This is a genomic window from Streptomyces yerevanensis, from assembly GCF_000716805.1.
In the GTDB taxonomy this organism is placed as follows: Bacteria; Actinomycetota; Actinomycetes; order Streptomycetales; family Streptomycetaceae; genus Streptomyces; species Streptomyces flaveus.
In genome coordinates, this window is the sequence record NZ_JNWJ01000004.1 from 224,168 (window position 1) to 245,783 (window position 21,616).

The following is a 21,616-nucleotide window of genomic DNA, read 5'->3' on the forward strand; positions in this document are numbered from 1 at the left end:
GGTCGGAGGAGGCGTCAACCACCGAGGCGCAGGCCGACACCCAGACGGTCGAACCCGACGTGAAGGCTGACACGGAGGAAGCGGCGGAAGCGACGGAGGAAGCCGAGGAGTCGGCCGAGAGCGAATCCGAGGCCGCGGAGAAGTCGGCGGAGTCCACCGAGAGCGAGGCGTCGGACGGCGTCGAGATCCCCAAGCAGCAGTCCGCCGAGGAGGCGGCCGACAGCGAGGCCGACGAGAGCGCCCGCAAGTAACTGTCCCGCGAGGGAAGGTGCACCATGGGTCTCCTCGAGAGTCTGAATACCAAACTCACACCCGCCAAGGGAAAGGTCTCGCACCTCGCGCAGCAGCACTGGGGCAAGATCGAGCAGGGTCTCGACAAGGCCGCGAAGCTGGCCGACGAGAAGACCAAGGGCAAGTACAGCAACAAGATCCAGACGGGCACGGGCAAGGCCAAGGGTGCCCTGGACCGGCTCGCGCACAAGGAGGGTGACGGGAGAGAGGGCGGCGCGACACCTCCACCACCCGCGCCGCCACCGCCCTCGGCATCCTGAAAGACGGCACTTCGGCGGACGGCCAGGGAGCACTTGGGGCTCCGGGCCGTCCGCCGTGTTGTTGGCCGTGCAGTTGGCCGACGCCCGGTAAACGACATAGGGAGCCGCATGTGGAGCGAGCCCACCGGGAGAGCCCGGGGTGGCACTCCGCGCGTTCGCCGGCTCCGACGCGCCGAGATCAGCGCCGTCCCGGGGCTCAGCGCCCGCTTGCGGCTCAGCGCCGGGCTCGGCTCCGGCCCGGGACGCCCTCGGCCTACGCCGGCCGTAGCCGCGCCCGCTACGGCCGCGCCCGTCACCTCGCGCCTACGACCAGGCCGCCACCAAGTACCCCACGCCATAAGGCGCGTCCTCGTACAGCAGGGCGCCGCTGAGCCCCGCGCCCTCGGCCGCGCCCGCCAGCACCTGCCAGGGCGCCCGGCCGGAGGCCATCAGTTCGTGGGCCAGCTCAGCGTCCAGCGCCTTGAGTGCCGCCACATCCGCCGCCGCCAGCGCATGCGCGACCTCCGCGTCGAACCCCGCCGCCCGTTCGTCCAGATACCCCGGCGCCTTGAGCGACCGGCACGCGCTGGCGTCGCCCATCACCAGCAGTGCCACCCTCTCGGCCCGCGCGACGATTTCCCTTCCACTCTGGATACACCGCTCGGCCGCGAGAGGTTCCCCCACACCGAGACCTTCCACGGGAGCGTGTGACCAGTCCGTTAGTCGCAGCAGCCAGGCGGCGACGGCGAGCGAGGCCGGAAGCTCACGCTCCGGCGCGGCCGAATCCGGCCTGCCTCCGCCCGGACCGACACCGGGGTCAATGCCCAGACGCACCTCGATGTCCACGCCGAACCCGCGGAACGACCCCCGCGCGCCCTCCGGATACGGCCCCTGCCCGCTCCGCTCGGCAGGGCCGACGACCACGAGCCGGTCGGGGTGGGCGGCGGCCAGTACTCCCAGGGCGTCCGCGCATGCCGCGCGCGCGGTGTCCAGCTCGGGCGCCGCGCCCGCGGCGACCTCGGGTACGAGCAGCGGCGGGCAGGGGCAGACAGCGGCGGCGACCAGCATGATCGCCAGCCTACTGCCGCGGTTCCCCGTCGGAGTTCCAGATCAGCTCGGCGGCTCGGAGCACCATCTCGTGCGTGAACACAGCGCCCTGGACGTACACGTAGTAGGCGTCACCACCGAGGTAGCGGAGGTAGCGATGGACACGCCTGCGCCGCTCGAGCCGTCCCGACTTGTAGGTACGGTCGGTCTCCGCGAGCCTGCGCCCGCCTGGGCCTCCATCAGTGTGCGGAGCAGCCCCCTGTGGGGGCCGGCAGCGGCGCCGGGACGCCCACGGCCGGCAGCCCGAGCATCACGCCCGCGGGCTTCGCGGTCGCGTTGCGCTTCTCCCAGGCATCCCCCGCGCGCGTGCGGCGCACATCGAGGACGGCGCCCTCGGCGAGCAGGTGGTGCGGGGCGGCGTAGGTGATCTCCACGGTGACCACGTCGCCGGGACGGACCTCGGCGTCGGGCTTGGTGAAGTGCACCAGGCGGTTGTCGGGGGCGCGGCCTGAGAGGCGATGCGTGGCGCCGTCCTTGCGGCCCTCGCCCTCGGCGACCATCAGCTCCAGGGTGCGGCCGACCTGCTTCTTGTTCTCCTCCCAGGAGATCTCCTCCTGGAGGGCGACAAGACGCTCGTACCGCGCCTGCACAACCTTCTTGGGGATCTGGTTCTCCATGGTGGCCGCCGGGGTTCCGGGGCGCTTGGAGTACTGGAACGTAAACGCTTGCGCGAAGCGGGCCTCACGGACCACGTGCAGGGTCTGCTCGAAGTCCTCCTCGGTCTCTCCGGGGAAGCCCACGATGATGTCGGTGGTGATCGCGGCGTGTGGGATCGCGGCCCGGACCTTCTCGATGATCCCGAGGTACCGCTCCTGCCGGTACGAGCGGCGCATCGCCTTCAGGACGGGGTCGGAGCCGGACTGCAGCGGCATGTGGAGCTGCGGCATGACGTTCGGCGTCTCGGCCATCGCGGCGATCACGTCGTCGGTGAAGTCGCGCGGATGCGGCGAGGTGAAGCGGACGCGCTCCAGGCCCTCGATCTTCCCGCAGGCCCGCAGCAGTTTGCTGAAGGCCTCTCGGTCGCCGATGTCGGAGCCGTAAGCGTTTACGTTCTGCCCCAGCAGCGTGATCTCGGAGACGCCTTCGCCGACCAGCGCCTCGATCTCGGCGAGGATGTCGCCGGTCCTGCGGTCCTTCTCCTTGCCGCGCAGCGCCGGGACGATGCAGAACGTGCAGGTGTTGTTGCATCCGACGGAGATGGAGACCCACGCGGCGTACGCGCTCTCGCGGCGGGTCGGCAGCGTCGACGGGAACGCCTCGAGCGACTCGGCGATCTCGACCTGCGCCTCTTCCTGTACGCGAGCACGCTCCAGGAGGACGGGCAGCTTGCCGATGTTGTGCGTCCCGAAGACGACGTCCACCCAGGGCGCCTTCTTCACGATGGTGTCGCGGTCCTTCTGCGCGAGACAGCCGCCGACAGCGATCTGCATCCCGGGCCGCTTCGACTTCATCGGCGCGAGGCGGCCGAGATTGCCGTACAGGCGGTTGTCGGCGTTCTCCCGCACGGCGCACGTGTTGAAGACGACGACATCCGCGTCCCCGTCCGCCCCCTCGGGCGCACGTACGTAGCCGGCGTCCTCCAGCAGCCCGGAAAGCCGCTCGGAGTCGTGGACGTTCATCTGGCACCCGTAGGTGCGCACCTCGTAAGTCTTCGCGCTCATCTCGTACACCAGAGTACGGGGTCCCCACGCGCGCGTTGCCGAGTATTCCGGGCCGTACATCCTGCACGCGCGCGTGCAGGATGCTCCATGAGCCCGGCCCTGGTCATCGCCGTCGGTGAGCTGGCAGGATCGCGGCATGTCCCAGGCGCTCCCCCATATCGGCCGTGCCCGCGCCCTGCAGGGTTCGGCAGCCGCCTTCGTGGTCTTCGGGCTGCTGCTGTGGTGGCTGCTGCCCCTGGGCGAGAGCTCGCCGGGCGGGACGGTGTCCTTCAGCACGGGAGCGCGGAACGGGGTCTACCAGCGCTACGGGGAGCTGCTGCAGAAGGAACTGGCGGATGACATGCCCCGCCTGAACGTGAAACTGGAAAGCAGCGAGGGGTCGCAGCAGAACGTGGAGTGGGTCGCCACCGGACAGGCCCAGTTCACGATCGCGGCGGCCGACGCGGTGGAGAAGTACAAGTTGGCGAACGGGCCGGGCGCGGACCAGTTGCGCGGCTGCGCGCGGCTGTACGACGACTATGTGCACGTGGTCGTCCCGCGCACGTCCTCCGTGGACTCCATCAAGGGACTGCGGGGCAAGAAGGTGGCCGTGGGGCCGCCCGGCTCCGGAGTGCGGCTGATCGCGGAACATGTGCTCGACGCTGCCGGCATCGACCTGGAGAAGGGCATCACGCCGGTGCCCGACGGCATAGGGACCGCGCCGGAGCTGCTCGAGGAGGGCAAGATCGATGCCTTCTTCTGGTCGGGCGGACTCCCGACGAGTGCCGTGACCGACCTCTCGACCGACTTCGACATCAGACTGGTCCCGATCGGTGAAGACATCGTCGAGGAGCTGCACAAGCAGGGCAGGGAGTCGCGCTACTACCGGGCTGCCCTGATGCCCGCGGACGCCTACCCCAGGGCCCAGGCGGGCCGTGCCGTGCCCACGGTGGCGGTGGCGAACCTGCTCATGACGCGGGCCGACACCGACGCGAAGCTGACCGAGGGGCTGACCCGTACGGTGATCGACAGCCGCGACCACATCGGCGGCGAGGTACACGCGGCGCAACTCGTGGACCTCCGGACGGCGATCTACACCGACCCCTTGGACCTGCACGAGGGCGCGCAGCGCTATTACCGCTCGGTGAAGCCGTAGCGGCGCCTGAGGGACCTGAGGGACTCTCACAAGCCCTACGCGGCTCAGTCAGGCCATGGGCCCCGTGCGCGGCACCGTCACCGTCACCCGCAGACCGTGCGGCTCGTGACGGGCGTACGCGATCGACCCGCCGCCCGCCGCGAGCAGAGCCCGCGAGATGGACAGTCCGAGGCCCGAACCCTTGATGTTCTGGTGGCCGGCGCTGCGCCAGAAGCGGTCGCCGATGCGGGCCAGTTCGTCGTCGCTGAGGCCGGGGCCTCGGTCGGAGACCACGACGGTCGAGACCTCGCCGTTGGAGGCCACCTCGACCTCGACGCACTCGCCCTCGGGCGTGAACTTCAGCGCGTTGTCGATCACCGCGTCCAGGGCACTGGAGAGGGCGACCGGGTCGGCCCAGGCGGTCGTGGCCGGGCAGTTCCCGACGAGTCGTACGCCCTTGTCGTCGGCGACCGGAGACCAGGACGCCACGCGCTCGGCGGTCAGCTCGCCGATGTCGGTGAGCCGCAGGTCCGCATCGACGTGCTCGGCCAGCGCCAGGTCGAGCAGGTCGTCCAGGACCTGGGCGAGGCGCTTGCCCTCGGTGCGGACGGAGGCGATCTCCTCGTTGCCCTCGGGGAGTTCCAGGGCGAGCAGCTCGATGCGCAGCAGCAGGGCGGACAAGGGGTTGCGCAGCTGGTGCGAGGCGTCGGCGACGAAGGCGCGCTGCTGCTCCAGGACCTCTTCGACGTTGTCGGCCATCTCGTTGAACGAGTCGGCCAGGCGCCGCAGTTCCGGCGGGCCGCCGGCGGCCGCGACGCGTGACTTGAGGCGTCCGGTCGCGATGTCGTGGGTGGTGGCGTCGAGGACGCGTACGGGCCGCAGCACCCAGCCGGTCAGGCGCAGCGCGGCGCCGAGGGCGAGGAGCATCGCGGCGACCTCGCCGGCGCCGATGATCAGCCAGCCCTGCAGAATCTTCGAGCGCATCTGTCCGGTGGGCGAGTCGGTGACCACGACCGCGATGACGTCGCCGTCCCGGATGACCGGGGACGCGACGACGAGACGGTGCCGTTCCCACGGCCAGACCTGCGCCGGATCGTGGCTGCGCCAGCCCCTGAGTGCCTCGTTGAACGCGTCGAGGCCTTCGCCCTCGTCCGGCACGTACCAGTCCGTGGGCGCGTTGGCCATGGGTTCTTTGTCGCGGTAGAAGACGCCGGCCCGGATGCCGTACACGCCGCGGTACTTGGCGAGTTCCTGGCGGAGGGTCTCGCGGCGCTCGTCCGTGGGCGCGGAGGCGACCCGGGAGCCGGTCGCGCGGTCAGCGACGAACTGTGCCAGGGACGCGAACCGTGCGGTGTCGTCGATGCGGTCGACGACCACTTTCTGCTGCTCGGCCGCCGCCAGGCTGACGGCGAGCGGGATGCCGAGCGCGAGCAGCACGGCCGCCATCAGGACGATGAGCAGCGGGAGGAGGCGTGTGCGCACCTGAGCCCGCTACGCGGCGGGGGCGACGAGCCGGTAGCCGACGCCGCGCACAGTCTCGATCAGGGCGGGCATGCGCAGCTTGGAGCGCAGGGAGGCGACATGCACCTCCAGGGTGCGGCCGGTCCCTTCCCAGCTGGTGCGCCACACCTCGCTGATGATCTGCTCCCGCCGGAACACCACACCGGGGCGCTGGGCGAGGAGCGCGAGAAGGTCGAACTCCTTGCGGGTCAGTTGGACAACCGAACCGTCCACGCTGACCTGACGGGTGGGCAGTTCGATACGTACGGGACCCAGGTGCAGAGAGGTCTCTGCGGGGGCAGCCGTTTCGTCGGGAACGGTGCGCCGGCTGACAGCATGGATACGGGCGAGCAGTTCACCGGTGTCGTAAGGCTTCACTACATAGTCGTCGGCGCCTAGGTTGAGTCCGTGGATCCGAGAACGTACGTCGGAGCGCGCGGTCACCATGATGACCGGGGTACTGGTGCGCTTACGGATCTTGCCGCACACCTCGTAGCCGTCCTGGTCGGGCAACCCCAGGTCGAGCAGCACCACTCCGAAGCCCGCACCCTCCGGAACAAGCGCCTGGAGCGCCTCCTCGCCGCTGCGGGCATGCGTGACGTCGAAGCCATGGCGCGCGAGGACCGCGGACAGAGCGGCGGCGACATGGTTGTCGTCCTCGACGAGGAGCAGTCGCATCCCGGCCCCCTTCGGTTCATCGGCCATACAGTCTCGGCGCGTAGAGATGGGCACGCACGCGTGCACCATGGAAGTCACGCCGATGCACAAGTACGGCGTCAAGAGGGTTCGGGTCGCGGCGGGTTTCCGTTACCCAGCCGGTACGGACCGGAGGCGACCGTTCACGAGGAGTGTCCGGTTGCTACCAGATCGTTATGCTCAATTTCCCCTCAGATGTAATGACGCTGGTCGTGCGGGGTTACTACTGTCCTCCCCACCCGAGGAGGACGGAGCAAGAGGCCGATGACCGAAGTATCGGTGACCAAGGACGCCGTACCCACGGCTGACGATCTGGTCGTGCTGAAGAACGTCAACAAGCACTTCGGCGCGTTGCACGTGCTCCAGGACATCGACCTGACCATCGCCCGTGGTGAAGTCGTCGTGGTCATCGGACCCTCCGGGTCCGGGAAGTCCACCCTGTGTCGCGCCATCAACCGCCTGGAGACCATCGAGTCGGGAACCATCTCGATCGACGGAAAGCCGCTGCCCGCGGAGGGCAAGGAGCTTGCGCGACTGCGCGCCGACGTCGGCATGGTCTTCCAGTCCTTCAACCTGTTCGCGCACAAGACGGTGCTCGAGAACGTGACGCTGGGCCAGCTCAAGGTCCGCAAGGCGGACAAGAAGGCCGCCGAGGAGAAGGCGCGGGCGCTGCTCGACCGGGTGGGCGTCACTGCCCAGGCGGACAAGTACCCCGCACAGCTCTCGGGCGGCCAGCAGCAGCGTGTAGCGATCGCGCGGGCGCTGGCGATGGACCCCAAGGTCATGCTCTTCGACGAGCCGACCTCGGCCCTCGACCCGGAGATGATCAACGAGGTCCTGGAGGTCATGCAGCAACTGGCGCGGGACGGCATGACCATGATCGTCGTCACGCACGAGATGGGCTTCGCTCGTTCGGCTGCCAACCGTGTCGTTTTCATGGCGGACGGCAAGATCGTCGAAGAGGCTGTGCCGGACCAGTTCTTCAGCAACCCGCGCAGTGACCGTGCCAAGGACTTCCTGTCGAAGATCCTTCACCACTGACGACCTGTGCCACCTGCCATCGACGGTTCGCACATCTTCACCACGCAAAGGATGTTCACCATGAAGCTCCGCAAGGTCACCGCCGCCTCGGCCGCCGTCCTCGCGCTCGCCCTCACCGCCACGGCGTGCGGCTCGGACGACAAGGACAGCGACAGCGCTGACACCGGCTCCTCCGGCGGCGACAAGAAGATCACTGTCGGCATCAAGTTCGACCAGCCCGGCATCGGCCAGAAAACGCCGCAGGGTTATGAGGGCTTCGACGTCGACGTCGCCACGTACGTCGCCAAGGAACTCGGCTACAGCGAGGACCAGATCGAGTGGAAGGAAGCGAAGAGCGCCGACCGCGAGACCATGCTCCAGCGTGGTGACGTCGACTTCATCGCCGCCTCCTACTCGATCAACGACGAGCGCGCTGCGAAGGTCGACTTCGCCGGTCCGTACCTCCTGGCCCACCAGGACGTCCTGATCCGCTCCGACGACAACTCCATCAAGTCGCCGGAGGACCTCAACAGCAAGAAGCTGTGTTCGGTGACGGGCTCGACCTCGGCGCAGAACGTCAAGGACAAGCTCGCCCCCAAGGCCCAGCTGCAGCAGTACCCGACGTACTCGGCCTGCCTGACGGGTGTGCAGAACGGCCAGATCGACGCGCTGACGACGGACGACTCGATCCTCGCCGGTTACGCCTCGCAGGCGAACTTCAAGGGCAAGTTCAAGCTCGGCGGCTTCAAGATGACCAACGAGAACTACGGCATCGGCGTCAAGAAGGGCAGCGACCTCAAGGCAAAGATCAACACCGCTCTCGAGAAGATGGTCGCCGACAAGGCCTGGGACAAGGCCGTGGCGGACAACCTCGGTCCGGCGGGATACAAGAACGAGCCCGCCCCGAAGATCGGCAACATCGTCAAGTGAAGCGGGACCTGACCTGACTGGTGCGCCGTCCTCTGGGGCGGCGCACCAGTCAGGAGGGCCCCTCCCCACACGCGGAAGCGCGGGAGATCGTGTTCGACTTTCTTGAAGGTTACGACCTGTGGGAAGCCTTCTGGACGACGGTGCAGCTGACCGTCCTCTCCGCCGTCGGCTCCCTTATCTGGGGGACGCTGCTGGCCGCCATGCGCGTCGGCCCAGTGCCTCTGATGCGCGGTTTCGGTACCGCCTACGTCAACATCGTGCGGAACATCCCGCTCACCGTGATCATCCTGTTCACCTCACTCGGCCTCAGCAACACGCTGGGCATCAACCTCGGCTCGGACCAGGTCGACACCAGCACCTTCCGGCTCGCCGTGCTCGGTCTGATCGCGTACACCTCGGCGTTCGTGTGTGAGGCCCTGCGGTCCGGCATCAACACGGTGCCCGTCGGTCAGGCCGAGGCGGCACGCGCCATCGGCCTGAACTTCACGCAGGTGTTGACGCTGATCGTGCTGCCCCAGGCGTTCCGTTCGGTCGTCGGTCCGCTGGCGAACGTCCTGATCGCGTTGACCAAGAACACCACGGTGGCCGCCGCGATCGGTGTCGCCGAGGCGGCGCTGCTGATGAAGGAGATGATCGAGAACGAGGCGCAGCTCATCGCGATCTCCGCGGTCTTCGCGTTCGGATTCGTGTGTCTGACGCTGCCGACCGGTCTGATCCTCGGCTGGGTGAGCAAGAAGGTGGCGGTGAAGCGATGAGCTCGGTCCTCTACGACGCCCAGGGCCCGCGGGCCAAGCGGCGGAACATCGTGTTCTCCGTGGTGTTTCTCGCTGCCCTGGCCGCGGTGCTGTGGTGGGTGTACACCAAGCTCGACGAGAACAACCAGCTCGAGTGGGTGCTGTGGAAGCCCTTCTTCACCGGCACCGAAGCTTGGAACACGTACCTCTGGCCGGGTCTGCAGAACACGCTCAAGGCCGCGGCGCTCGCCATGGTCATCGCACTGCCGCTCGGTGCGGTCCTCGGTATCGCCCGGCTGTCCGACCACGTCTGGGTACGCGTCCCGGCCGGCGCCGTGGTGGAGTTCTTCCGCGCCATCCCGGTGCTGGTCCTCATGATTTTCGGCCTCGCGCTGTTCTCCGAGTACACGAACGTCAACGCGGACGACCGTCCGCTGTACGCGGTCGTCACCGGACTGGTTCTCTACAACGCCGCGGTCCTCGCGGAGATCGTCCGGGCCGGCATCCTGTCGCTGCCCAAGGGGCAGTCCGAGGCGGCGATGGCGGTCGGCCTGCGCAAGAACCAGGTCATGCGGTTCATCCTGCTGCCGCAGGCGGTCACCGCCATGCTGCCGGCGATCGTCAGCCAGCTCGTGGTGATCGTGAAGGACACGGCGCTCGGCGGTGCGGTCCTCACCTTCCCGGAGCTGCTCGCGGCTGTCAGCGCGATGATCGGCTACTACGGCAATCCCATCGCCAGTTTCACGATGGTGGCCGTGATCTTCATCGTGATCAACTTCGCTCTCACGTCCTTCGCGAGCTGGCTGGAGGGCCGACTGCGCCGCGGCAAGAAGTCCACTGGAGCGGTGCTCGGGGCGGACGCGGTTGAGGAGCTCAGTGCACCCGGTGAGCACGTGGACGTAACCCACGACGTCGAGAAGGGCCCGTGAACGGCACGCGTACACCGAAGAACTGACGAGATGTGATTAACCGGAGGCAGTGGCATGATCGCCACTGCCTCCGTCACTTGACGCAAACACCGGCAATAGGTTGCATACGTTCTGTGATCGCGCACCCCGCTCCACCTGCAAGTCCCGGTAAGACACTCAGGACACCGCTCCGGGCAGGGGGAGCCGCGCCGTGGATCCGGTGATCATCGTGGGAGCGGGGCCCGTCGGGCTCACCCTCGCCCTGGCGCTGGCGCGTCAGGAGGTCCCGTCCGTCGTCCTCGACGAAAGCCCCGGCAAGGACGAACAGCGGCCCGCACGAACCGTCGTACTTCGCGAGGACACCGCTGCGTTGATGGAGCGGCTCGCGGGATTCCCGATCGCCGAGGCCGGGTTCCGTTGGACCGGGTGGCGGTCGATGCGGCGCAAGCAAGTGATGCAGCAGATCACGTTCGGCGACGACGAGCCCGCGCCACTGCACATCGCCCAGCACGTGCTGACGGCCGCCCTGAGGAACGCGATCACGGGCGAGCGACTGATCAAGGTCGCCGTGGAGAACCGCCTCGACTCGATAGAGCAGGAGGCGACGGGCGTGACGGCGCACACGCGCGGCCCCAAGGGCACGTGGTGGCGCGGCAGTTACCTGATCGGCTGCGACGGTCCGCGCTCGACCGTGCGCAAGCTCCAGGACATCCGCTTTGCGGGACGTACGGCCGTGGAGCGACACGCCGTCGCAGCGCTGCGTACGGAACTTCCGTGGCCTGGTGAGGCGTTGTTGCATCGGATGCCGCCATGGCGGATGTCCGGGCCTTCGGCCGGGGAGGTGACCGGGCGTCCTCTCGCCGACGGTGTGTGGCGGCTGGACTGGCTGCTGCCGCCGGGGAAGGACCTGGTCACGCCCGAGCTGCTGGTGGCGCGCGTCCGGGAGACCCTCGCGGGCTGGAGCGGGGGCTCCACACCTCCGTACGAACTGCTCGACACCGGAGTCCACACCGTCCACCACCGGCTGGCCCGCCGGTGGCGGGTCGGCCGTGTCTTCCTCGCCGGGGACGCCGCGCATCTGCTGGGTGCGCTCGGCGCCCAGGGGCTCGACGAAGGCCTGCGGGACGCCGACAACCTCGCGTGGAAGCTGGCTCTCGCCTGGCACCACGGGCCGCACGAGGCGCTGCTCGACAGCTACCAGGTGGAGCGACGCGCCGTCGTCGCCGCCCGGCTGCGCGCAGCCGACCAGTCGCTGCCGCTGCTGCGCACTGGCGGCGGCCTGCGTTCCGTCGTACCCGGCTCCGCGCGCGGCCACGATGCGCTGCTCACAGACGGTCACCTGGGACGCGGCCCACTGGGCGCGCCGGGGGCGTACGCCGATTCGCCGCTCACACCTCCACTCACCGAGTCGGCGGTCGATGTCGCCACGGAGGTGGGTGCTCCGGTCGTCGATGTGCGGGTGACGGCGGAGGACGGTTCGTTCGTACGACTGCGGGATCGGCTGGGCCGTGGGGCGCTCCTCGTGCTGCTGATCGCGCCGGGTACGGGTGTGTGGGAGCGCAAGCACTGGGTGACAGCCGGGATCATGCCGCGGCTCGCGGCTGCCGTGACCGCGCTGCCGCACCCCGCCGAACTGCTCGTCGCCGAAGCCTATCCGGGCGCCGCCGCGCACACCGTGCTACTGATCCGCCCCGACGGACACCTGGTCACGGCGTTGAGCGGGGTGCGCCCGGCGGATCTGTACCAGGCCGCCGAGGCGACGCTGGGCGGACCACGGGCCACGACCGAGGCCACGGCGGGAACGAGCTGAGCCGCCACTGTCTACGCGATGACACCGGGCCACTTGTCCATACGGTGATCCTGAATTGACCGGCCCGCACCGCCATGGTGTACTCCGGATTGTGACCGACACCTGTGTGCGCCTGTGGCGGAGGGTCCATATGGACCTCGTCCGCTATGCGGGCTGCGTGTGTCGCCCGTCCTGCTGAATTCGCATCCCACTCCCCCGCGCGCGCCACTCATGTTCCGCTGCGCGCCCCCGCGCGAACACTCATCAGGACGGTACCCGTGTCTGTGTCACCCTCTGTCCCCGCTCCCACGCACACCACCCCCACCCAGGCCGACCTGCTCGACTTCGTCCGGCGAACGGCCGCCGACACCGAGCTGATCGCCTCGCTCCCACTCGACCCCGAGGGCCGTACCTGGGTACGCCTCGAAGGCCCCGGCGGCAGTGAGGCCTGGCTCATCGGCTGGCCGCCCGGCACCGGAACCGGCTGGCACGACCACGCCGAGTCGGTCGGGGCCTTCCTCACGGCGTCGGGCGAGCTCAAGGAGAACTCGCTCACGGCCCGACTGCCCACCGACGGCTGGAAGACCCTGGAACTCACCGAGGGGATCGACCAGGAACGACGCCTGTCGGCCGGCAAGGGACGCGCCTTCGGCCGCAACCATGTGCACGAGGTGTTCAACGAGTCCACCGAGGAGCACGCCATCTCCGTCCACGCGTACTACCCGCCGCTGCCCCGGATCCGCCGCTACAGCCGTACCGGCCAGGTCATGCGCCTTGAGCAGGTCGAACACCCGGAGGACTGGCAGTGAGCGCCGAACGACCCGTGGGAATCGACGAGTTGCTCGAGCGCGTCCGCTCCGACCTCGACCGCGTCGAGGCTGCGGACGCCTACCATGCCGCGCAGGCCGGCGAGGCTCTGCTGGTCGACATCCGTTACGCCGCTCTGCGCGACCGAGACGGGCTGATCCCCGGTGCCCTCGTCGTCGAGCGCAACGAACTGGAGTGGCGGCTCGACCCACAGGGCAGCCATCGCGCCCCCGAGGCCACAGGCCACGATCTACGGGTCGTGGTCATCTGCAACGAAGGCTACGCGTCAAGCCTCGCTGCCGCGTCACTGCGGCAGTTGGGGCTTCGCCGGGCTACGGATCTGGTGGGGGGCTTCCAAGCGTGGCGGGCGTCTGGGCTTCCGGTGACGTCTTAGCTGTCGGGACTCCAAGCACCAGTGTCGGAGTTCCAGGCGCATTGGCGCGCGTACGTGGCGCGAGTCGCGTGAATAGCGTACGTATGCGGCTACTTGGGCATATGTAGCGGTGGGGGCCCCTGCATGTAAGGGGCCCCCACCATTGCGTCCCGCTCCTTACTCCTTGGCCGTCGCCGCTGTGACGGGCCGGGGCTTCAGCGCGGCTCGCCCCGGCAGGGCGGTGGCGACGAGGGCCAACAGTCCGGCCACCGCGACCACTCCGACGTACACCAGGGGTGCGACCGCCGGTGCCGCGCTGCCGGTCATGCCGACGCTGAAGGCCGTCAGGACGGCGAGCGCGATACCGCTGCCGAGAGCCGTGGCCAGGAGCAGGACCGACAGCGCCTCGGTGCGCAGCATTCGCAGTACCTGACGGCGGGTGGCTCCGGCGAGGCGGAGCATCGCGAACTCACGGACGCGCTCGGAGACCGACATGGCCAGCGTGTTGACGACGGCGATGGCGGTGAAGGCCAGGACGAGCCCCATGGCGAGGTAGTTGACCTCGGCGTTCGCCTGCTGGCGCTCGGCCTGCAGGGAGTCCGCGGCGTCCGGCGAGAGCACCTGGACGCCGGGGAACTTCCGGACGCCGGCCGCGAGTTCTTTCTGTGAACGGGTGGTGGAGACGAGGACCGTGGCCGCGAGTGGGTTGTCGACGTGGCGGGCGACCAGTTCGTGGGCCATGGTGAGGTCACCGAAGCCCAGGCCTTTGGCGTAGACGGCGGCAACAGTGAGCGTGACGGGTGTGCCGTCGCCGAGAGTGAGCTTGAGCGTGCTGCCGGGCTTCAAGTGGAGCTGGTCCGCGGCCAGTTCGCTGACGGCGACGGTGTCGTTCGTGAGCTTCGCGAGGGAGCCCGCGGTGACGTCTGGGTCCCACGTGCGGGTGAGGCCGGCGGGAGTGACGCCCTGTGCCGCGTACTTGTCGAGGCCGACCCGGACGGTTGTGCGGACGACTTCGGTGGCGACGTCGTCGTTCGTACGCAATTGCTGTGCGACCTGCGCCGGGACGCCGGGGCCCTGCGCGGCAAGCACCCAGTCGGCACGTATGCCCTCGCGGGCCTGGGCGCGGGCGGCATTGCCGAGAGTCGGCTGGACGAAGAGCACGGTGCAGGTCATACCGATGAGGAGGGTGAGCGGCGTGACGACGGAGGCCATGCGGGCGGCGTTGCCCCGGAGGTTGGCCTTGGCGAGCCCGCCGCCCGGACCGGTCAGCCGCAGCGGGCCGCCCAGGATCGCCGCAGCGACCCTCACCAAGAGTGGACCCAACAGCGCCACAGACGTGGAGAGGACCACAACGGCCAGGAACGTCACGGGAGTCGAGGCGGGCTCGGTGCGCAGGACGCTGAGTACGGCGACCAGCACCGTGCCTCCGGCGAGCAGTGCGAGACCTGCGAGGAGGCGCCCCCAAGCGGGTCGGGTGCGCTCGACCCTGGCCTCGGCGAGCGCCTCCGCCGGGCGAATACGGGTGATGCGGCGTGAGGAGATACGGGCCGCCGCCCAGGCGCCGAACAGGGTCGCGGCGACCGCTGCGAACAGCGGGAAGACACTGACCGTGTGCTGAAGCGTGGTCGGGATGGCTCCCATGGCGACGAACCTGCCGTACAGCCAACTACCGAGAGGTAGTCCCATGAGTGCTCCGGCGACTCCGGCGCCCGCGCCGACGAGCAGGGCCTCACGGCCGAGCAGCTTGCGGATCTGCCCCGGTGTGGCGGCGATGGCGCGCAGCAGAGCGAGTTCGCGGTGGCGCTGCTGCACCGAGAGCGCGAAGGTGCCGACGACCACGAGTACGGCGACGAGCAGGGACGTGCCACCCATCGCGCCGCCCATGCTGATCAACTTGGTGCGGGCGGTGGCGGCGTCCAGGAACTCGACAGGGCCGCGCTCGTCGCCCGCGCTGATCTGCGCGGTGGTGCCGTGCAGCACCTTGGCCACGGACGCCTTGAGGGCAACCGGGTCCGTGCCCTGGGCCGGGATCACGCCGAACGCCGTGACCTGCCCGGGGTGCGCGGCGAGACGCCGGGCCTCGGCAGTGGAGAAGAAGAGGGACGTCTGGTGGCGTACGTCGTCGCCGGAGGGCGCCGCGATTCCAGTGATCCGGTACGCGCGCGGGCTCTGGGTGGACTGGACGGTGAGGTGGTCGCCGGGCTTGAGGTCGGCGCGGTCGGCGAGGTAGCGGTCGACGACCAGGTCGCTCTGTGCTCTGGGAGGGGTGCCGGTGGTGAGCTTGTACGGGGTGAGAACCGCGGAGTCCCAGGCGTGGCCGTAGGGAGTCCTGTCCCCGGTGCCCCCGGGTATCAACGGCTGAGCCATGAAGGTCAGTTCGGGGATGACCCTGCCTACGCCGGAAGCTCTGTTCAGTCTTGCGGCGAGATCGTCCGACAGCCACGCCCGCTCGGCTATCGGCTTGGCCTTGTGCTTGGTCTTCGTCTTGCCCTTCTTGTGCTTGACGGTGGTCTGGTGGACGTTCTGGTCGGCGGAGACCACGACCGGGGCGGCGGCATAGCGCTCGGTGCCGATGGTGCCGCGCAGCCCGGTTTCCAGGAGGGTGCCGCAGGCGGTGATGAGGGCGGCCGCACACATCAAGGCGATGAAGGCACCGAGGAAGCCGCCTTTGCGGTCCCGGACGGTCTGCAGGGCGTAGCGCAGCATCATGAGGTCTCAGTTCCTTTTCGGTTGTCAGGCGTGGAGTCGCCCGGGGCATCGATCCCGGAGTCGTCCAAGGCATCGGCCTGGGTGGCTCTCGGCGCATCGGTCTGGGCGGGGAAGGCGAGGAACCGCGTGAGCACCGTGCGCGCGCCGGGCGGGGTGTCGGCCTCGGGGCGCTTGTAGCGGTTGAGGAGAGCGATGTACTCCTCGAAGAACTCGCGGAGTTCGGCGAGCGTCAGCCGGATGGTGCCGCGTGAGTACGGGAACCCGTCGGCCCACGGGTCGTCGGCCGCGTCCCGCTGGAGCTGCTCGAAGAGTTCGAGGTCGGCGGCGTACGCGTGGTGGTTCAACTCGTCCATGACGAGCCGCATTTCGGAGCTCTGGCGGCTGCGGGGCGGGAAGCGGCGGTCGCCGGGGACGGCTCGCCACCAGCGCTCCCGGCCGTGGCCGACGCCTCCCCCTGCCGCCTCGGTCTCCTCGACGAAACCGTAGCGGGCAAGTTCGCGCAGGTGGTAGCTGGTGGCCCCCGTGTTCAGGCCGAGGGCCCGGGCGAGCGTCGCGGACGTGGCGGGGCCGTGCACTGTGAGGTGCTGCAACATTCGCTGCCGCCGGGGTTGTGCGAGAGCTTTGAGGGCAGCGAGGTCGGAGAGCTCGATGGGGGCGGTCGGCTCCGCCGAGGGGCCGGTCGGGGCGGGCCCCTGTTCCGTGGGTTCTGTGGCGCCGGGTTCCTGTGCCATGCATACACAGTCGTCTGTGCACAGGTCTCTGTGCACTACGGCGGCCCAGCGTCTTCAGCGGGGGTTAACCCCACCCCGGGGGCGACGAGTTGGGCCGTGCGCCTCAAGGATCCGGACAAGCATCCGGGTCCTGAACGCGATCGGCGCCCCCGCGCGTCTACCGTGTTCAGGACCCGCGAAGGGTCGGCTGCCGCCGGACAACCAAGGCGCGCCTGGCAGCCAGGTCGGGCCTTGGATCAGAACCCTTCTTCCCTCAACCCCTCCGTGTCCTCGCCTTCTTCCTCCAAAGCCTGCCGAACCACGCGCAGGGCCATGCCCTCGGAGTAGCCCTTGCGAGCGAGCATGCCCGCGAGGCGCCGTAGCCGCTTGTCGCGGTCGAGGCCGCGGGTGGAGCGGAGCTTGCGGGCGACGAGCTCCCGCGCTGTCGCCTCCTCCTGCTCGGAGTCGAGCTGTCCGACGGCCTCGTCGATCAGCGTCGAGTCCACACCCTTGGTCCGCAGCTCCTGTGCCAGCGCCCGCCGGGCCAGGCCCCGGCCGTGGTGCCGGGACTCCACCCAGGCGTCCGCGAAGGCACTGTCGTTGATCAGGCCAACCTCTTCGAAGCGGGACAGCACTTCGTCCGCCACGTCGTCCGGGATCTCGCGCTTGCGCAGCGCGTCCGCGAGTTGCTTTCGCGTGCGCGGGGTCCCGGTGAGCAGACGCAGACAGATTGCCCGCGCCCGCTCAGCCGGGTCCCCTGAAGGCTCCCCCGCCTCGGCCCTCGACGAGGAAGGGGGGCCTCCGTCCTTCGGGCCGCCGGACGACTCCCCGAAGCCGCGCCTACGGCGGCCGCGGGTCCGTCCACCGCGGCCACCGTCCTGATGTGCGCCGTCACTTGGCGCACCGTCACCACGGCCCGGACCGCCGTCCGGCCGACCGTCACCGTCCCGAGCAGCGCCGTACGCCCCCTCGGCGCCCCATGCCCCAGTGCCGTCCAGCCCGTCACCACCGTTCGCCCTGTCGCTGTCTCCGACCGAGCCGACGTCACCTCGGTGGCCCTGCCCCTCCAGGGCACCGGAGTAGACGTACTCGGCCCAGTCGGTTCGTCGCGTCATGGATCAGCTCTTGGGCGCCGCGGCCTTGGACTTGGTGGCCTTGGCCGCCGGAGCGGGCACGGTCTTCACGGCCTCGTTCGGGACGGCCGAGACCGCCGCGTCCGCACCCGGCTCGGCGGTCGGCTCCACCGGCTTCACGCCGACGCCCAGCTTCTCCTTGATCTTCTTCTCGATCTCGTTGGCGAGGTCGGGGTTGTCCTTCAGGAAGTTGCGCGCGTTCTCCTTGCCCTGGCCGAGCTGGTCGCCCTCGTACGTGTACCAGGCGCCGGCCTTGCGGACGAAGCCGTTCTCCACGCCCATGTCGATCAGGCCGCCCTCGCGGCTGATGCCGTGCCCGTAGAGGATGTCGAACTCGGCCTGCTTGAAGGGCGGGGCGACCTTGTTCTTGACGACCTTGACGCGCGTGCGGTTACCGACCGCGTCGGTGCCGTCCTTCAGCGTCTCGATGCGGCGGATGTCGAGCCGTACGGAGGCGTAGAACTTCAGCGCCCGGCCACCGGTCGTGGTCTCCGGGGAGCCGAACATCACGCCGATCTTCTCGCGCAGCTGGTTGATGAAGATCGCGGTGGTCTTGGACTGGTTGAGTGCGCTGGTGATCTTCCGGAGGGCCTGGCTCATCAGGCGGGCCTGCAGACCCACGTGCGAGTCGCCCATCTCGCCCTCGATCTCCGCGCGCGGCACCAGGGCGGCGACGGAGTCGATGACGATGAGGTCGAGGGCGCCGGAGCGAACCAGCATGTCCACGATTTCCAGGGCCTGCTCGCCGTTGTCCGGCTGGGACAGGATCAGGTTGTCGATGTCGACGCCGAGCTTCTTCGCGTACTCGGGGTCGAGGGCGTGCTCCGCGTCGATGAAGGCCACCTGGCCGCCGGCCTTCTGCGCGTTCGCCACCGCGTGCAGCGTCAGGGTCGTCTTGCCGGAGGACTCCGGTCCGTACACCTCCACCACTCGGCCGCGCGGGATGCCGCCGACGCCGAGCGCGACGTCGAGTGCGGTCGACCCGGTGGGGATGACCTCGATGGGCTCGTTCGGCCGCTCGCCCATGCGCATCACTGCGCCCTTGCCGAACTGCCGTTCAATCTGTGCGAGCGCGGCGTCTAGCGCCTTCTCGCGGTCGGTTCCTGCCATGGGTTCCACCCGATTTGCTTGAGTCGATCGCTTCACGTCAAAGACGCTAACGCCTGCCACTGACAATGCGCCCCGACGCCCGTCCTGCCTGTGGATAACTCGGGCACTTCCCCGCGAAATCGCCGTCGAGAGCCCAGCCGGAGATTCCATAAGAATGGATGTTCGATTTTAGTGTCAAGCGCACCACACGCCTCAACCGCGACTCGTTGGGCGGTGCGGTCTGCGTGGATGAGCTACGAGGGGTCCCGCACCGCTTCCTCCTCCGTGACCGGCCGTGTCCTGCCCTGCCCGCGCAACATGTCTCGCACGCGCGCGAGGAGAGCGCCCGAGCCCCGCCTGCGGTGCCCGTGCACCCGAGGATCGTCGGTGACGTCGTACCGCTTCACGTACGCCCCCAGGAACGCCTGCAGCGTGGCGACCGCGGGGATGGCGATCAGCGTGCCGACGGCGCCGAGCAGTGCGGTGCCCGCGATGACCGATCCGAAGGCGACCGCCGGGTGGACGTCCACGGTCCTGGCGGTCAGTTTGGGCTGCAGCAGGTAGTTCTCGAACTGCTGGTAGATCACGACGAAGATCAGCACCCACAGCGCGTACCAGGGATTGACCGTGAAGGCGATCAGCATGGGCAGGGCGCCGGCGAGATATGTGCCGATCGTGGGGATGAACTGCGAGACCAGGCCCACCCAGACGGCGAGCACGGGCGCGTAGTCCACGCCGAGGAACTCCAGCAGGATGTAGTGCGCTATGCCCGAGATCAGTGCCATCAGGCCGCGCGAGTAGATGTATCCCCCGGTCTTGTTGACGGCGATCTCCCACGCGCGCAGCACCTCGGTCTGGCGGGCGGGCGGCAGTACTGAGCAGATGGCCCGCCGCAGCCGCGGGCCGTCGGCGGCGAAGTAGAACGAGAACAGCGTGATCGTCAGGAGCTGGAAGAGACCGCCCACCACCTGCGCGGACACGTCCAGGACACCGCCCGCGCTGTTCTGCACGTATCTCTGGAGCCAGTCGGAGCGGAGCAGGCTGTCCTGGATGTCGACGCGGTTTAGCTCCGTGTGGAAGGTCGTGTTGATCCAGCTGATCACCGAGTCGACGTACTTCGGGAAGTCCTCGACGATGTCGATGATCTGTCCGGCGAGCATCGAGCCGAGCAGGGTGACGAAGCCCGCACCCGCGATCATCACTGCGAAGAACACGAGCGCGGTGGCCAGTCCTCTGCGCATGCCGTACGCGGCCATCCAGCTCACCGCGGGTTCGATGGCGAGCGCCAGGAAGAACGCGATCAGGATGTTGATCAGCAGCCCGGTCAGCTGGTGGAAGGCCCAACTGCCCAGCTGGAAGCAGGCGATGAGGGCAAGAGCGAGCACCATGGCGCGCGGCAGCCAGCGTGGCATGCGGGCGCGCCCCGTCGGGTCTTCGGTGGCGGGCCGCGTGGGCGGCGTCGTGCCGAGCGGGGGTGCCTGCTGTCCGACCTGGGCGGTCTCATCTGTCGATGCCACCGTGCAAGTCTCGCCTACACCACCGACAATCGGTCCCGGTCTCTCGGCTCTTCGTGGTCGGTCAGCGCTTTTCGTACGGAACGTTCATGGCCGTGCACACCGCGCGCCACACGTCCTTCGCCTCCCAGCCCGCGTCCAGCGCCTGGTGCACGGTGCGTCCGCCGAGCTCCGTCATCACGTGATCGCGCGCGAAGGTGTCGGCGTACCCCTTGCCGAAGTGATCCGCCATCCGCTGCCAGAAGACCGTCAACCGCATGACTCCAGTATCCCGCCCCTGAGGGTGGGGCCGGGCCGGGACCGCTTGTCGAGAACGCTTTCCGCCCTACGGTCGGACCATGGCCGAAACTGGAGCATCCCCACTCCCCCCGAAGCCCCCGGCGCACTCCCCGCTCGCCCGCGCCGAGCACTTCATCTGGCTCACCGCGCGTGTGCTGGAGCAGCGGCGTTTCGCGTACCACTTCCTCGGTGGCGGTGCCGACGCGGTGGAGACCGCGCTGGCCGCGTACCGCAATGAGGACGAGGGGTACGGCCACGCGCTCGAGCCCGACCTTCGTGGCCCGGTCAGCCAGCCCCTGCACACGGGGCACGCGCTGCGCGTCCTGGACTCGATCGGGCGGTGCGGTGGGCAGCGGGTGGAGCGTGTGTGCCGTTATCTGACCGCCGTGTCGACGCAGGACGGCGCGCTGCCGGCGATCCGTCCCAGCCAGCGCGGCTATCCGGCAGCCCCCTTCATGCCGATCGTGGACGATCCGCCCAGTGAACTCCTCGCCACAGGACCCGTCGTGGGCCTGCTGCACCGTAACGAGGTGTGGCATGCCTGGCTGTTCAGGGCCACCGATTTCTGCTGGCAGGCGGTGGAGTCCCTGGAGGAGTCGCATCCGTACGAGATCGAGGCGGCCGTGGCCTTCCTGGACTCCGCTCCCGATCGCTCGCGCGCGGAGGCGGCCGCCGACCGGCTCGGCCGTCTGGTGCGTGAGCACCGGCTGGCGGCGCTGGCCCCGGAGCGGTCTGAGGAGTTTCCGGTGGCGCCCGGTTACGCGCCGGGCGAGCACCACTTCGCGCACGACTACGCGAAGACGCCGGACTCGCTCGCGCGCGCGTGGTTCACCGACGAGGAGATGGCGCGCTCGCTGGACTTCTTGGCCAACGAGCAGCAGGAGGACGGCGGTTGGCCGATCCGTTGGCGTCAGTGGGCGCCGGGCACCGCCCTGGAGGCGCGTCCGATCGTCACGATCGAGGCGCTGCGCACTCTACGGGCGTACGGACGCCCCGTCGGCTGACGTACCCGG

General features: G+C 69.1%; 22 protein-coding genes. 12 read left to right on the forward strand and 10 right to left on the reverse strand.

All coding sequences use genetic code 11. The annotated features are described in order from the left end of the window. The first annotated feature begins 59 nt into the window (after window positions 1-59). Both OP79_RS56810 and OP79_RS05965 read left to right on the forward strand, forming a co-directional pair. Complete coding sequence (locus tag OP79_RS56810; RefSeq protein WP_157857284.1) at window positions 60-251, forward strand: gliding motility protein; 192 nt, start codon at window positions 60-62, stop codon at window positions 249-251. A gap of 24 nt (window positions 252-275) precedes the next feature. Next, window positions 276-551, forward strand: a complete 276-nt coding sequence (locus OP79_RS05965; RefSeq protein ID WP_033318905.1) for an antitoxin — start codon at window positions 276-278, stop codon at window positions 549-551. Between the two features lie 303 nt (window positions 552-854). Here the strand turns inward: OP79_RS05965 and OP79_RS05970 are convergent, their stop codons facing one another. Together OP79_RS05970 and miaB are read right to left on the reverse strand one after the other, a co-directional pair. Next, window positions 855-1,598 carry a class III extradiol dioxygenase subunit B-like domain-containing protein gene (locus tag OP79_RS05970; protein ID WP_033318906.1) on the reverse strand — a complete coding sequence of 248 codons (744 nt, stop codon included), beginning with the start codon at window positions 1,596-1,598 and terminating at the stop codon, window positions 855-857. A 218-nt stretch (window positions 1,599-1,816) separates the two neighbouring features. Next, window positions 1,817-3,298, reverse strand: coding sequence for a tRNA (N6-isopentenyl adenosine(37)-C2)-methylthiotransferase MiaB (miaB, locus tag OP79_RS05975; protein WP_033318959.1), 1,482 nt, complete (start codon window positions 3,296-3,298; stop codon window positions 1,817-1,819). Window positions 3,299-3,434: 136 nt separating this feature from the next. On the opposite strand from miaB, the gene OP79_RS05980 reads away from it, so the two are divergent. Then, window positions 3,435-4,433, forward strand: coding sequence for a TAXI family TRAP transporter solute-binding subunit (locus tag OP79_RS05980; RefSeq protein WP_033318907.1), 999 nt, complete (start codon window positions 3,435-3,437; stop codon window positions 4,431-4,433). Window positions 4,434-4,481: 48 nt separating this feature from the next. Here the strand turns inward: OP79_RS05980 and OP79_RS05985 are convergent, their stop codons facing one another. Together OP79_RS05985 and OP79_RS05990 are read right to left on the reverse strand one after the other, a co-directional pair. Continuing rightward, window positions 4,482-5,894, reverse strand: a complete 1,413-nt coding sequence (locus OP79_RS05985) for a sensor histidine kinase (RefSeq protein ID WP_033318908.1) — start codon at window positions 5,892-5,894, stop codon at window positions 4,482-4,484. A gap of 9 nt (window positions 5,895-5,903) precedes the next feature. Next, window positions 5,904-6,590: a response regulator transcription factor gene (locus OP79_RS05990; protein ID WP_033318960.1), complete on the reverse strand. Its 687-nt coding sequence runs from the start codon at window positions 6,588-6,590 to the stop codon at window positions 5,904-5,906. A 282-nt stretch (window positions 6,591-6,872) separates the two neighbouring features. Here OP79_RS05990 and OP79_RS05995 point away from each other — a divergent pair, with 282 nt between their 5' ends. From OP79_RS05995 to OP79_RS06025, 8 genes are all read left to right on the forward strand, one after another. Then, the gene (locus tag OP79_RS05995) at window positions 6,873-7,649 is read left to right on the forward strand and encodes an amino acid ABC transporter ATP-binding protein (RefSeq protein WP_033318909.1); all 777 of its coding nucleotides are present in this window, start codon (window positions 6,873-6,875) and stop codon (window positions 7,647-7,649) included. Window positions 7,650-7,709: 60 nt separating this feature from the next. Further along, window positions 7,710-8,558: a glutamate ABC transporter substrate-binding protein gene (locus tag OP79_RS06000; protein ID WP_033318961.1), complete on the forward strand. Its 849-nt coding sequence runs from the start codon at window positions 7,710-7,712 to the stop codon at window positions 8,556-8,558. Between the two features lie 89 nt (window positions 8,559-8,647). After that, on the forward strand, window positions 8,648-9,313 hold the full coding sequence (locus OP79_RS06005) for an amino acid ABC transporter permease (protein ID WP_033318910.1): 666 nt from the start codon (window positions 8,648-8,650) through the stop codon (window positions 9,311-9,313). Continuing rightward, a complete protein-coding gene (locus OP79_RS06010) occupies window positions 9,310-10,221 on the forward strand; it encodes an amino acid ABC transporter permease (RefSeq protein WP_051744432.1) in 912 nt (303 codons plus the stop codon). Before OP79_RS06005 ends, OP79_RS06010 begins: the two co-directional genes overlap by 4 nt. Window positions 10,222-10,411: 190 nt before the next feature. Beyond that, window positions 10,412-12,010, forward strand: a complete 1,599-nt coding sequence (locus tag OP79_RS06015) for an FAD-dependent monooxygenase (protein ID WP_033318911.1) — start codon at window positions 10,412-10,414, stop codon at window positions 12,008-12,010. Window positions 12,011-12,116: 106 nt separating this feature from the next. Then, entirely contained in the window at window positions 12,117-12,188 is a 72-nt protein-coding gene (locus OP79_RS58220) for a putative leader peptide (RefSeq protein WP_309544753.1), read from the forward strand. A gap of 79 nt (window positions 12,189-12,267) precedes the next feature. Next, window positions 12,268-12,798, forward strand: a complete 531-nt coding sequence (locus OP79_RS06020; RefSeq protein WP_033318912.1) for a cupin domain-containing protein — start codon at window positions 12,268-12,270, stop codon at window positions 12,796-12,798. Next, window positions 12,789-13,190, forward strand: a complete 402-nt coding sequence (locus OP79_RS06025) for a rhodanese-like domain-containing protein (protein WP_033318913.1) — start codon at window positions 12,789-12,791, stop codon at window positions 13,188-13,190. The genes OP79_RS06020 and OP79_RS06025 overlap by 10 nt, the downstream gene beginning before the upstream one ends. 156 nt (window positions 13,191-13,346) lie before the next feature. Here OP79_RS06025 and OP79_RS06030 read toward each other — a convergent pair whose 3' ends face one another. From OP79_RS06030 to OP79_RS06055, 6 genes are all read right to left on the reverse strand, one after another. After that, window positions 13,347-15,878 carry an FtsX-like permease family protein gene (locus OP79_RS06030; RefSeq protein ID WP_033318914.1) on the reverse strand — a complete coding sequence of 844 codons (2,532 nt, stop codon included), beginning with the start codon at window positions 15,876-15,878 and terminating at the stop codon, window positions 13,347-13,349. Next, entirely contained in the window at window positions 15,875-16,609 is a 735-nt protein-coding gene (locus OP79_RS06035; protein ID WP_051744433.1) for a helix-turn-helix domain-containing protein, read from the reverse strand. Before OP79_RS06035 ends, OP79_RS06030 begins: the two co-directional genes overlap by 4 nt. Before the next feature lie 236 nt (window positions 16,610-16,845). After that, window positions 16,846-17,703 carry a recombination regulator RecX gene (gene recX, locus OP79_RS06040; protein ID WP_033318915.1) on the reverse strand — a complete coding sequence of 286 codons (858 nt, stop codon included), beginning with the start codon at window positions 17,701-17,703 and terminating at the stop codon, window positions 16,846-16,848. A gap of 3 nt (window positions 17,704-17,706) precedes the next feature. Beyond that, a complete protein-coding gene (gene recA, locus OP79_RS06045) occupies window positions 17,707-18,831 on the reverse strand; it encodes a recombinase RecA (protein WP_033318916.1) in 1,125 nt (374 codons plus the stop codon). 233 nt (window positions 18,832-19,064) lie between these two features. After that, on the reverse strand, window positions 19,065-20,327 hold the full coding sequence (locus OP79_RS06050; protein WP_211270743.1) for an AI-2E family transporter: 1,263 nt from the start codon (window positions 20,325-20,327) through the stop codon (window positions 19,065-19,067). Between the two features lie 61 nt (window positions 20,328-20,388). Next, entirely contained in the window at window positions 20,389-20,583 is a 195-nt protein-coding gene (locus OP79_RS06055; RefSeq protein WP_033318917.1) for a DUF3046 domain-containing protein, read from the reverse strand. A gap of 79 nt (window positions 20,584-20,662) precedes the next feature. Between OP79_RS06055 and OP79_RS06060 the strand changes: the two genes are divergently transcribed. Continuing rightward, the gene (locus OP79_RS06060) at window positions 20,663-21,607 is read left to right on the forward strand and encodes a hypothetical protein (RefSeq protein WP_033318918.1); all 945 of its coding nucleotides are present in this window, start codon (window positions 20,663-20,665) and stop codon (window positions 21,605-21,607) included. Window positions 21,608-21,616 lie beyond the last annotated feature (9 nt).

Bases quoted from the DNA above. Each gene is read 5' to 3' on its own strand.
- OP79_RS05965 (WP_033318905.1), top strand. From the start codon at position 276: ATGGGTCTCCTCGAGAGTCTGAATACCAAACTCACACCCGCCAAGGGA.
- OP79_RS05970 (WP_033318906.1), bottom strand. From the start codon at position 1,598: ATGCTGGTCGCCGCCGCTGTCTGCCCCTGCCCGCCGCTGCTCGTACCC.
- miaB (WP_033318959.1), bottom strand. From the start codon at position 3,298: ATGAGCGCGAAGACTTACGAGGTGCGCACCTACGGGTGCCAGATGAAC.
- OP79_RS05980 (WP_033318907.1), top strand. From the start codon at position 3,435: ATGTCCCAGGCGCTCCCCCATATCGGCCGTGCCCGCGCCCTGCAGGGT.
- OP79_RS05990 (WP_033318960.1), bottom strand. From the start codon at position 6,590: ATGCGACTGCTCCTCGTCGAGGACGACAACCATGTCGCCGCCGCTCTG.
- OP79_RS05995 (WP_033318909.1), top strand. From the start codon at position 6,873: ATGACCGAAGTATCGGTGACCAAGGACGCCGTACCCACGGCTGACGAT.
- OP79_RS06000 (WP_033318961.1), top strand. From the start codon at position 7,710: ATGAAGCTCCGCAAGGTCACCGCCGCCTCGGCCGCCGTCCTCGCGCTC.
- OP79_RS06010 (WP_051744432.1), top strand. From the start codon at position 9,310: ATGAGCTCGGTCCTCTACGACGCCCAGGGCCCGCGGGCCAAGCGGCGG.
- OP79_RS06030 (WP_033318914.1), bottom strand. From the start codon at position 15,878: ATGATGCTGCGCTACGCCCTGCAGACCGTCCGGGACCGCAAAGGCGGC.
- OP79_RS06035 (WP_051744433.1), bottom strand. From the start codon at position 16,609: ATGGCACAGGAACCCGGCGCCACAGAACCCACGGAACAGGGGCCCGCC.
- recX (WP_033318915.1), bottom strand. From the start codon at position 17,703: ATGACGCGACGAACCGACTGGGCCGAGTACGTCTACTCCGGTGCCCTG.
- recA (WP_033318916.1), bottom strand. From the start codon at position 18,831: ATGGCAGGAACCGACCGCGAGAAGGCGCTAGACGCCGCGCTCGCACAG.
- OP79_RS06055 (WP_033318917.1), bottom strand. From the start codon at position 20,583: ATGCGGTTGACGGTCTTCTGGCAGCGGATGGCGGATCACTTCGGCAAG.
- OP79_RS06060 (WP_033318918.1), top strand. From the start codon at position 20,663: ATGGCCGAAACTGGAGCATCCCCACTCCCCCCGAAGCCCCCGGCGCAC.